We start from the raw sequence: 9,646 nt of genomic DNA, 5'->3' as shown, positions 1-9,646 counted from the left end.
GCCGGCGCGAGGTCGCGCGCCACCAGCACGCTCGGTTCCGTCAGGTCGGGGACGCCGGGCGGGGTGACGCCCAGCTGGTCGGCGACGATCCGGTCGCGGACGTCCGCGACGTCCCGGGCGCGCTCGGCCATGTAGCCGCCGGCGGCTTGCAGCGCGGTCATGAACTCGCCCGCCGCCTCCCACACCGCGCGCGGCGCGGGCAGCGAACGCTCCCGCACGAGCGTCTCGGCGGAGGCGAGCAGCGCCGGGTCCGACGCCATCGCCGCGGTCGTCTCCAGGACCGACCGGGCATCTCCGGACACAGAACGGGCACGATCGGACAACCTCGCCGCAACCGCGGCGGCCGACGGCCCGATCCTGCCCGCTTCCGCCCCGAGCTCGCCCGAGATCGGCGTGGAAGCGGGTTCGGGCAGGTCAGCGGCCACGACGACGCGCGGACCGGCGACCCGGCCGGGGCTGACTCCGACTCCGGACAACTGCATGGCGGGACCTCCGGGGGCAACGGATCGCGAAACTGGGGATTGACACTACGGTAACAACGGGCACAATCAAACAGCAACGGGCAAACATCGGAGAGGAACGGGCATGTACGCCGCCGAACGGCACCAGCTCCTGGCGCAACGCGCACGTCGCGACGGCCGGGTCGACGTCAACGACGTCGCCACCGAACTCGGTGTCGCCCCCGAGACCATCCGCCGCGACCTCGGCGTCCTCGAACGCCAGGGCGTCGTCCGCCGCGTCTACGGCGGCGCCGTCGCCGTCGAGCGGCTCGACTTCGAACCCGAGGTCGCGCAGCGGGACCGGACCAACGCCGCCGAGAAGGACGCGATCGCCCGGGCCGCGCTCGACCTCGTGCCCGACCGCGGCTCGATCCTGCTCGACGCGGGCACCACCACCAGCAGGCTCGCGACGCTCCTGCCCGCCGACCGCGAGCTGACGGTGATCACCAACTCGATCCCGGTCGCGTCGATCCTGGCCACCCGCCCCGGCATCACGCTGCACATCCTGGGCGGCCGGGTGCGCGGGACGACGCTCGCCGCCGTCGAGGCGTGGACGCTGCACGCGCTCGACGGGCTGCTCGTCGACGTCGCTTTCCTCGGCGCCAACGGCTTTTCCGCCGACCACGGCTGCACGACGCCGGACATGGCCGAGTCCGCGGTGAAGGCCGCGGTGGTCGCCGCCGCCCGCAAGCGGGTGCTGCTGGCCGACCACAGCAAGTACGGCACCGACCAGCTCAGCCGGTTCGCGACGCTCGCGGAGATCGACGTGCTGGTCACCGACAGCGGCATCGACGCGGGCGCGGTCGCCGAGCTCGAAGAAGCCGGCCCGGAGGTGGTGCTGGCGTGATCGTCACCGTCACCCCCAACCCGAGCCTGGACCGCACCGCCCGGCTTTCCGAGCTGCGCCGCGGCGAGGTGATCCGCGCCGAAGGCGTCCGGCTCGACCCCGGCGGCAAGGGCGTCAACGTGGCCCGCGCGCTGGCCGCGGCCGGCACCCCGACCGTCGCCCTGCTGCCCGCGGGCGGCATGGTCGGCGACCGGCTGGCCGACCTGCTCGCGCCGGAAGGCGTCCCGGTCGTCGCCGTGCCGATCGCCGGGACGACCCGCAGCAACATCACGCTCGTCGAAGCCGACGGGACCACGACGAAGATCAACGAGCCGGGGCCGGAGATCTCGTCCGCCGAGCTCGCCACCCTCGAACGGCGGGCCGTCGAACTGGCCGCGCGCGCGGAATGGCTGGTGTGCTGCGGAAGTCTCCCCGCCGGCGTGCCCGAGGACTTCTACGCGCGGCTGACCGGGCTGGCCCGCCAGGCGGGCGCGAAGGTCGCCGTGGACACCTCCGGGGCGCCGCTCGCCGCCGCCTGCGCGAGCGGGCCCGACGTGCTCAAGCCGAACCTCGACGAGCTGACCGAGCTCGCCGGGCGCCCGCTGCCGCTGCTCGGCGACGTCGTCGCGTTCTGCCGCGAGCTGATCGGCGGTGGCGTCGGCCGCGTGCTCGTCAGCCTGGGCGCGCGGGGTGCGGTCCTCGTCGAAGAGCACGAAACCCGCCACGCGGTCGGCCCGCTGGTCGCCGTGCGCAGCACCGTCGGCGCCGGAGACGCCGCACTCGCCGGGTTCCTCCACGCGGGAGGATCCGGCCCCCGAGCCCTGCGGACCGCGGTCGCCTACGGCACCGCCGCGGTCACGCAGGAGGGCAGCCGCATGCCCACCCCCGAAGACGTGCACGCGGACCAGGTGCGCGTGCTCGACGCCGACCCCACCTTCACCCTCAGCGGAGCCGCCGCATGACCACCCCAGACCTGATCACCGCCGACCTGGTCGACCTCGGCCTCGACGCCGCCGACAAGCACGGGGCCACCCGTGCGCTCGCGCAGCGGCTCGTCGACGCCGGGCGGGTGACCGACCTCGACCTGTTCCTCAAGGACGTCGCCGCGCGCGAGGAGCAGATGGCCACCGGGCTCGAAGGCGGCATCGGCATCCCCCACTGCCGCTCGGCCGCGGTCACCACGCCGACGCTGGCGTTCGGCCGCAGCGCCGCGGGCGTCGACTTCGGCGCGCCGGACGGCCCGGCGAAGCTGATCTTCCTCATCGCCGCGCCCGAAGGCGGCGGCAGCGACCACCTCAAGGTGCTGGCCGCCCTCGCCCGCCGGCTCGTGCGTGCGGAGTTCAAGCAGCACCTGCTGGACGCCACCGATGCCGCCGCCGTCGCCGAGTACATCCGCCAGGAGGTGTCCTGACCATGAAGTTCGTCGCCATCACCGCGTGCCCCACCGGGATCGCCCACACCTACATGGCCGCCGAGTCGCTGGAGCAGACCGCCCAGGCCAACGGCGACACGATCGTCGTCGAAACCCAGGGCTCGGCCGGGTCCGAGCCGCTGTCCGCCGAGGACATCGCGAGCGCGGACGCCGTCATCTTCGCCGCGGACCTCACCGTTCAGGGCCGGGAACGCTTCGCCGGCAAGCCGATCGTCGAGGCTCCCGTGAAGGCGGCGATCAACGACGCCGCCGGGCTGTTCGAACGCGCGAAGGCCGCCGCTCGCGAGCCCGTCGCGCCCGCTGCCCCGGAACTGACCTCGAAGGTCGGCGCCAACGACAACGCCGGGACGAAGGTCCGCCAGTGGCTGATGACCGGGGTCAGCTACCTGATCCCGTTCGTCGCCGCCGGCGGGCTGCTGATCGCGTTGAGCTTCGCGTTGGGCGGCTACAAGATCGTCGACGCGCCGAAGGTCACCCAGCACTTCGACTCGGGCTCGGTCGCCGGCTGGGCCGCGCTGATGTTCCAGATCGGCAGTGCCGCCTTCGACTTCCTGGTGCCGGTGCTGGCCGGGTTCATCGCCTTCGCGATGGCCGACCGGCCGGCCATCGCGCCCGGGTTCGTCGGCGGCGCCATCGCCGTCACGGTCGGGGCCGGGTTCCTCGGCGGCCTCGTCGCCGGCCTGCTCGCCGGTGGCGTCGTGATGGCGCTGAAGAAGATCCAGGTGCCGAAGGCGATGCGCGGGATCATGCCGGTGGTCGTCTACCCGCTGCTCGGGTCCATCGTGGTCGGCGTGCTGATGTACGTCGTGGTCGGCAAGCCCATCGCCGCCGCGACCTCGGGTCTGACGCACTGGCTCAACAGCCTGAGCGGCGTCAGCGCGGTGCTGCTGGGCGCGTTGCTCGGGCTGATGATGGCCTTCGACATGGGCGGGCCGGTCAACAAGGCCGCGTACGCGTTCGCGGTCGGCGGCCTGACGACCGGCGCGACGGCGTCGCTGCAGATCATGGCCGCGGTGATGGCCGCCGGGATGGTGCCGCCGCTGGCGCTGGCGCTCGCCTCGACCGTGCGGAAGAAGCTGTTCACCGAGGCCGAGCGCGAGAACGGCCGCGCGGCCTGGCTGCTGGGCGCGTCGTTCATCACCGAGGGCGCGATCCCGTTCGCCGCGGCGGACCCGTTCCGCGTGATCCCGTCGATCATGCTCGGCTCGGCGGTGACGGGCGCGCTGTCGATGGCGTTCGGTGCGACGCTGCGCGCCCCGCACGGCGGCATCTTCGTGCTCCCGCTGATCGGCAGCCCGCTGCTGTTCCTGCTGGCGCTGGTCGCCGGCACCGCGGTCGCGTCGGTCTCGGTGATCCTGCTCAAGCAGGTCCGCTTCCGCGCGGCCGAACGGTCCGCCGCTGTTTCCGGTCAGCCCGTCAACGCGTGAAGGAGTCCACTGTGTACCACCGCCGCACGCTCGTCGCCAGCGCGGTCGGGCTCCACGCCCGGCCCGCGGGCCTGGTCGCCAAGACGGCCGCCGGTCAGCAGGCGAAGGTGAAGATCGCCAAGATCACGGGCGGGGTCCCCGGCGACCCGGTCGACGCCGCCAGCGTCCTCGGGCTGATGACCCTGGGCGCGGCTTTCGGGGACGAGGTCGAGCTGACCGCCGACGGTGAGCATGCGCAGGCGTCCGTGGACGCGCTGGCCGAGCTCATCGCGCGGGATCTGGACGCCTGACGCGTCAGGCCGGGCCGAGCAGGGCGATCGACGCCCGCACCGCGACCTCCGTGACGTCGCCGGCCCGGCCACCGTCCTCCACCGTGGTGGCGATCAGCTCGCGCAGGCCGCCCAGCAGCATGATCGACAGCTGGCGGGACGGCGGGCTGATCCCCACCGCGCGCATCTCCGCCGTGTCGGTCAGGCGCTGGGTCAGGGCGATGAAGCCCTCCATCGCTTCGCGCTGCAGCTCGCGGGCCGGGGCGCCCAGGGCCGGGACGTCGCGGATCCAGCTCAGGGTGATCGCCGGTTCCGACTCCGAACAGGCGATCCACGTTTCGATCGCCTGGCGCACCTGGTCGGCCCACGGCGCGCGCGGGTCGACCGCTTCCGAGATCTGCTGGATCATCGCGCGGTTCGCTTCCGCCAGCAGCGCGATGAAGCATTCTTCCTTGCCGGAGAAGTGTTCGTAGAACGTCCGGCGCGACGTGCGGGCGCGGCGGACGATGTCGGCCACCGTCGTCTCGCGGAAGCCGTCCTCGGTGATCGACGCCGCCAGCCCGTCCAGCAGCCGCTCCCGGTGCCGGCGGGTGTCGACGTCCACGGAAGTCACGGTACAGGCCCTCCTCCTTGAAATCCGATGGTACACCGGCGTACCGTACCGACGGTACGCTCGCGTACCACGCTTCGGGAGGGTCGATGACGACCATGACAACCGCGGTGACGCTGCCGCCCGGACCATCCGCGTCCCGCGCCGTCCAAGGCGCCTACGCGCTCACGCAACCGCTGCGGGGCATGCGCCGGCTCAAGGACCGCTACGGAGACGCCTTCACGGTGAACGTGCCGGTCTTCGGCAACGCGGTCGTGATCAGCGACCCCGCCGAGATCAAGCAGCTCTTCACCACCGGCCCCGACGTCGTCGACAACCTCGAGGTCAACCTCGGCCGGGTCCTCGGGCCGCGGTCGATGTTCGCGCTCTCCGGCGAAGAGCACAAAAGGCAGCGCAAGCTGCTGGTCCCGCCCTTCCACGGCCGGCGGCTCGCGGCGTACGAAAAGATCGTCGAAGAAGAAACCGTGCGTGAACTCGCGAGCTGGCCGGACGGAAAACCGTTCGCCACGCTGCCGTCGATGATGCGGATCACGCTCAACGCCATCCTCCGCGCGGTGTTCGGCGCCGAGGGGGCGGAATTCGCCGAGCTGCGCGAGCTGCTTCCGCCGTTCGTCACCCTCGGCTCGCGCCTGGCCGTCGCGCCGATCCCGAAGAAGGGGCGTTTCAACCCGTGGCGCCGCTTCGAACGGATGCGCCGCGAGTACGACGCCATCGTCGACCGGCTGATCGCCAAGGCCCGCCCCGACGGCGACGACGTCCTCGCGATGATGCTGCAGACCCGCTACGACGACGGCTCCGGGCTCGGTCGCGACGAGATCGCCGACCAGCTGCTCACCCTGCTCACCGCCGGGCACGAGACCACCGCGACGACCCTGGCCTGGGCCGTCGAGCGCCTCCGCCGCCACCCCGCGCTGCTGGACGAGCTGCGCGAAGACGACGGGAAGCTGCTCGACGCCACCCTCCTCGAGGTCCAGCGCACGCGCCCGGTCATCGACCTCACCGCGCGGCAGGTCAAGCAGGACGGCTTCCGGCTGGGCCGCTGGACGCTGCCGAAGGGGTACGCCGTGCTCGTCAGCATCGCCCTGATCCACGACGACGACGCCGTCTTCCCGCACGCGCGCAGGTTCGACCCGCACCGCTTCGAAGGCGCGCGGCCGGACCTCTACCAGTGGATCCCGTTCGGCGGCGGCACCCGCCGCTGCCTCGGCGCCGCGTTCGCGACCATGGAGATGTCCGTCGTGCTGCGCACGCTGCTGCGGGACTTCACGCTCGTGCCGACGACCGAGCCCGACGAACGCTGGCACTCGCGGGGCGTGGCCTACGCCCCCGCCAAGGGCGGCCGCGCGGTCGTGCGCCGCCGGAGCACCGGAGGAGATTCGTGACCGAAGAGATCGCCGACGCCGGCCGGGGGATTTCCCTGGCGTACGAACGGATCGGGGACCGCGGCGCCGAGCCGCTGGTACTCGTCGCCGGGCTGGGCCAGCAGCTGCACAGCTGGCCCGACGGGTTCTGCGCGCAGCTCGCCGGGCGCGGCTTCGAGGTGATCCGGTTCGACAACCGCGACGCCGGCCGTTCGACGCACCCGCGGTTCCGGCCGGCCGGCCTGCCCGCGATGCTCGCCGGCCGCTTCCCGCCGGAGCAGTACGACCTGAAGGACATGGCCGCCGACACGGTCGGCCTGCTCGACGCCCTCGGCCTGGACCGCGTGCACATCGCCGGCGTCTCCATGGGCGGCATGATCTCCCAGACCGTCGCGGCGCTGCACCCGGCGCGCGTGACGACCCTGACGTCGATCATGTCGACGACCGGGTCGCGCCTGCTCGGCCGGCCGGCGTTCTCGACGTTGCGGCTGATGGGCGCGAAGCCGCCGAAGTCCCGCGAAGAGGCCGTCGAAAGCGCGGTGGCGATGTTCCGGCACATCGGCTCGCACGGCTTCCCGTTCGACGAGGCCTGGGTGCGCGAGACGGCCGGGACGGGCTGGGACCGCGACCCGTCGACCGGCGGCGTCGGCCGTCAGCTCGGCGCGATCCTCAAGTCCGGCAACCGGACGGCGTGGCTGCGGAAGATCACCGCGCCGACGCTGGTCGTCCACGGCGACCGCGACCGGATGGTCCACCCGACCGGCGGCGGCGCCACCGCGCGCGCGATCCCCGGCGCCCGCCTCGAAACCGTCCCCGGCATGGGCCACGACCTGCCCGAAGGCGCGTGGCCGGTCCTGCTCGACCTCATCGGCAAGCACACGAGGAGCAGCGATGTCACGGCCCCGTAGCATCACCGGCCGCCCGGTGGTCATCACCGGGGCGGCCTCCGGGATCGGCCGCGCGCTGGCCACCCGGCTCTCCCGCCTCGGCTCGCCGGTCGCGCTGGCCGACGTCGACGAAGACGGCCTGAAGGCCACCGCCGCTGCCCTGCACGGCCGGGTGCTGACGCGTGTGCTCGACGTCCGCGACGCCGAAGACCAGCTGAAGTTCGCCGCCGAAGTGAAGGACTGGCTGCCCGCTCCGCTGGCCGCGGTGTTCAACAACGCCGGGGTCGCCGTGACGTCGAGCGTCCTGGACGCCGTGCCCGAGGACGACGACTGGCTGCACGACATCAACTTCCGCGGCGTCGTGCACGGGACGCGGGCGTTCCTGCCGATCCTCGTCGAGCAGGGCGAAGGCGCGATCGTGAACACGTCCAGCGTGTTCGGCCTGCTCGGGATGCCCTACCAGAGCGCGTACTGCGCCGCGAAGTTCGCCGTCCGCGGCTTCACCGAGTCATTGCGGCAGGAGCTGGCCGGCAGCGCGGTCCGCGCGGTCACCGTGCACCCGGGCGGCATCACGACGAACATCGCGCGCAACGCCCGGGTCCGCCGCGACCCGACCGGGCTGGGCCGCAGCCGCGAGGAGATGGCCGCGCAGTTCGAGGCCATGACGATGACCTCGCCGGACAAGGCGGCGGCGATCATCCACACCGGCGTCGACCGCGGCAAGGCCCGTATCCTCGTCGGACCCGACGCGTACCTGTTCGACGCGCTCGCCCGCGTCACCCCCACCCACTACAACGCCGTGCTCACGCGCCTGATGAGGCGCCCGCGGCGAACGGAGGCCGTGCGATGACCGAGCACGTCGACGTGCTGATCGTCGGCGCCGGGTTGTCCGGCGTCGGCGCGGCGCACCACCTGCGGACGGCGTTCCCGCGCAAGACCTACGCGATCCTCGAAGCCCGCGACGCCATCGGCGGCACGTGGGACCTGTTCCGCTACCCGGGCGTCCGGTCCGATTCGGACATGCAGACCCTCGGCTACCGGTTCCGGCCGTGGACCAGCGAGAAGGCCATCGCGGACGGGCCGTCGATCCTGAACTACGTCCGGGAAACGGCGGCCGACGCCGGGATCGACCGGCACATCCGCTTCGGGCACAAGGTCCTCCGCGCCGAATGGTCCACAGAGGACGCACTGTGGACGGTCGAGGCGGCCCACGACGGCGAGCCCGTCCGGTTCACCGCGAAGTTCCTCTACCTGTGCAGCGGCTACTACGACTACGCCGGCGGCCACACGCCGGAGTTCCCCGGCATCGAGAACTTCGGCGGCACGGTCGTGCACCCGCAGCGCTGGCCCGAGGACCTCGACTACACGGGCAAGAAGGTCGTCGTGATCGGCAGCGGCGCGACGGCCGTGACGCTCGTGCCGGCGATGGCCGACCGCGCCGCGCACGTCACGATGCTCCAGCGCTCCCCCACCTACATCCTGTCGCTGCCGTCGGAAGACGCGCTGGCCAACCGGCTGCGCGGGCTGCTCGGCGCGCGGCTGGCGTACCCGATCGCGCGCTGGAAGAACGTCGCGGTGAGCACGCTGATCTACCAGCTCAGCCGGCGTCGTCCCGGCGTGGTCAAGGCGATGATCCGCAAGGCCGCGGTGAAGCAGCTGCCGCCCGGCTATGCCGTCGACACCCACTTCAAGCCGCGTTACCAGCCCTGGGACCAGCGGCTCTGCCTGGTGCCGGACGGCGACCTGTTCCGCTCGATCCGCCACGGCCACGCTTCGGTGGTCACCGACCGGATCGCCACCTTCACCGAGACCGGCATCCGGCTCGAATCGGGCGACGAGCTCGAGGCGGACGTCGTCGTCACCGCGACCGAGCTGCGGCTGCTGGCCTTCGGCGGCATCGAGCTCGTCGTCGACGGCGACCCGGTCAAGCTGCCGGAAACCATGGCCTACAAGGGCATGATGCTCAGCGGCGTGCCGAACTTCGCGTTCACGATCGGCTACACGAACGCGTCGTGGACGCTCAAGGCCGACCTCGTCGGCGAGTACGTCGTGCGGCTGCTGCGCCACCTCGACCGGTATGGGTACGACCAGGCCGTGCCGGTCAACGACGACCCGGCGGTCACCGAACGGCCGTTGCTCGACTTCGACGCCGGGTACGTCCTGCGGTCGATCGACGAGTTCCCCAAGGCGGGTTCGCGGGCGCCGTGGACGCTCGGCATGAGCTACGCGCACGACGTCGTCAAGCTCCGGCACGGCCGGATCGACGACGGCGCCCTGCGGTTCTCGCGACGGGAGGCGGGAGCGGGCAGACTGAGCGCATGACGCTCCCTTCCG

General features: G+C 72.5%; 11 protein-coding genes. 9 read left to right on the top strand and 2 right to left on the bottom strand.

The genetic code is table 11. The features are described 5' to 3' along the window. On the bottom strand, positions 1–482 hold a 482-nt coding region (locus ACWEN0_RS29800; RefSeq protein ID WP_451980711.1), incomplete at its 3' end, for a phosphoenolpyruvate-utilizing N-terminal domain-containing protein. A 103-nt stretch (positions 483–585) separates the two neighbouring features. On the opposite strand from ACWEN0_RS29800, the gene ACWEN0_RS29795 reads away from it, so the two are divergent. Genes ACWEN0_RS29795 through ACWEN0_RS29775 form a run of 5 tightly spaced genes read left to right on the top strand, consistent with a single transcriptional unit; the run spans position 586 to position 4,475 of the window. Next, positions 586–1,347: a DeoR/GlpR family DNA-binding transcription regulator gene (locus ACWEN0_RS29795; RefSeq protein WP_451980708.1), complete on the top strand. Its 762-nt coding sequence runs from the start codon at positions 586–588 to the stop codon at positions 1,345–1,347. After that, positions 1,344–2,288: a 1-phosphofructokinase gene (gene pfkB / locus ACWEN0_RS29790; protein WP_451980705.1), complete on the top strand. Its 945-nt coding sequence runs from the start codon at positions 1,344–1,346 to the stop codon at positions 2,286–2,288. Before ACWEN0_RS29795 ends, pfkB begins: the two co-directional genes overlap by 4 nt. After that, entirely contained in the window at positions 2,285–2,737 is a 453-nt protein-coding gene (locus ACWEN0_RS29785; protein WP_451980702.1) for a PTS sugar transporter subunit IIA, read from the top strand. Before pfkB ends, ACWEN0_RS29785 begins: the two co-directional genes overlap by 4 nt. 2 nt (positions 2,738–2,739) lie before the next feature. Beyond that, the gene (locus ACWEN0_RS29780; RefSeq protein WP_451980699.1) at positions 2,740–4,185 is read left to right on the top strand and encodes a PTS fructose transporter subunit IIC; all 1,446 of its coding nucleotides are present in this window, start codon (positions 2,740–2,742) and stop codon (positions 4,183–4,185) included. 11 nt (positions 4,186–4,196) lie between these two features. Beyond that, a complete protein-coding gene (locus ACWEN0_RS29775) occupies positions 4,197–4,475 on the top strand; it encodes an HPr family phosphocarrier protein (protein ID WP_451980696.1) in 279 nt (92 codons plus the stop codon). A 4-nt stretch (positions 4,476–4,479) separates the two neighbouring features. Here ACWEN0_RS29775 and ACWEN0_RS29770 read toward each other — a convergent pair whose 3' ends face one another. Further along, the gene (locus ACWEN0_RS29770; protein ID WP_451980693.1) at positions 4,480–5,067 is read right to left on the bottom strand and encodes a TetR/AcrR family transcriptional regulator; all 588 of its coding nucleotides are present in this window, start codon (positions 5,065–5,067) and stop codon (positions 4,480–4,482) included. An 86-nt stretch (positions 5,068–5,153) separates the two neighbouring features. On the opposite strand from ACWEN0_RS29770, the gene ACWEN0_RS29765 reads away from it, so the two are divergent. Genes ACWEN0_RS29765 through ACWEN0_RS29750 form a run of 4 tightly spaced genes read left to right on the top strand, consistent with a single transcriptional unit; the run spans position 5,154 to position 9,634 of the window. Next, positions 5,154–6,446, top strand: a complete 1,293-nt coding sequence (locus ACWEN0_RS29765; protein WP_451980690.1) for a cytochrome P450 — start codon at positions 5,154–5,156, stop codon at positions 6,444–6,446. After that, positions 6,443–7,333: an alpha/beta fold hydrolase gene (locus ACWEN0_RS29760; protein ID WP_451980687.1), complete on the top strand. Its 891-nt coding sequence runs from the start codon at positions 6,443–6,445 to the stop codon at positions 7,331–7,333. The genes ACWEN0_RS29765 and ACWEN0_RS29760 overlap by 4 nt, the downstream gene beginning before the upstream one ends. Next, a complete protein-coding gene (locus ACWEN0_RS29755; RefSeq protein WP_451980684.1) occupies positions 7,317–8,162 on the top strand; it encodes an SDR family NAD(P)-dependent oxidoreductase in 846 nt (281 codons plus the stop codon). The genes ACWEN0_RS29760 and ACWEN0_RS29755 overlap by 17 nt, the downstream gene beginning before the upstream one ends. Then, positions 8,159–9,634, top strand: coding sequence for a flavin-containing monooxygenase (locus ACWEN0_RS29750; RefSeq protein WP_451980681.1), 1,476 nt, complete (start codon positions 8,159–8,161; stop codon positions 9,632–9,634). Before ACWEN0_RS29755 ends, ACWEN0_RS29750 begins: the two co-directional genes overlap by 4 nt. Positions 9,635–9,646: the final 12 nt, after the last annotated feature.

The organism is Amycolatopsis sp. NPDC004378, assembly GCF_053602455.1.
The sequence above is the reverse complement of the archived record's forward strand: the minus strand, read 5'-3'. Positions and strand labels throughout refer to the sequence as shown.

What these genes read in the sequence shown, in the direction of transcription:
- ACWEN0_RS29795 (WP_451980708.1), top strand. Translation starts at nt 586, where the DNA reads ATGTACGCCGCCGAACGGCACCAGCTCCTGGCGCAACGCGCACGTCGC.
- ACWEN0_RS29780 (WP_451980699.1), top strand. Translation starts at nt 2,740, where the DNA reads ATGAAGTTCGTCGCCATCACCGCGTGCCCCACCGGGATCGCCCACACC.
- ACWEN0_RS29785 (WP_451980702.1), top strand. Translation starts at nt 2,285, where the DNA reads ATGACCACCCCAGACCTGATCACCGCCGACCTGGTCGACCTCGGCCTC.
- ACWEN0_RS29765 (WP_451980690.1), top strand. Translation starts at nt 5,154, where the DNA reads ATGACGACCATGACAACCGCGGTGACGCTGCCGCCCGGACCATCCGCG.
- ACWEN0_RS29755 (WP_451980684.1), top strand. Translation starts at nt 7,317, where the DNA reads ATGTCACGGCCCCGTAGCATCACCGGCCGCCCGGTGGTCATCACCGGG.
- ACWEN0_RS29750 (WP_451980681.1), top strand. Translation starts at nt 8,159, where the DNA reads ATGACCGAGCACGTCGACGTGCTGATCGTCGGCGCCGGGTTGTCCGGC.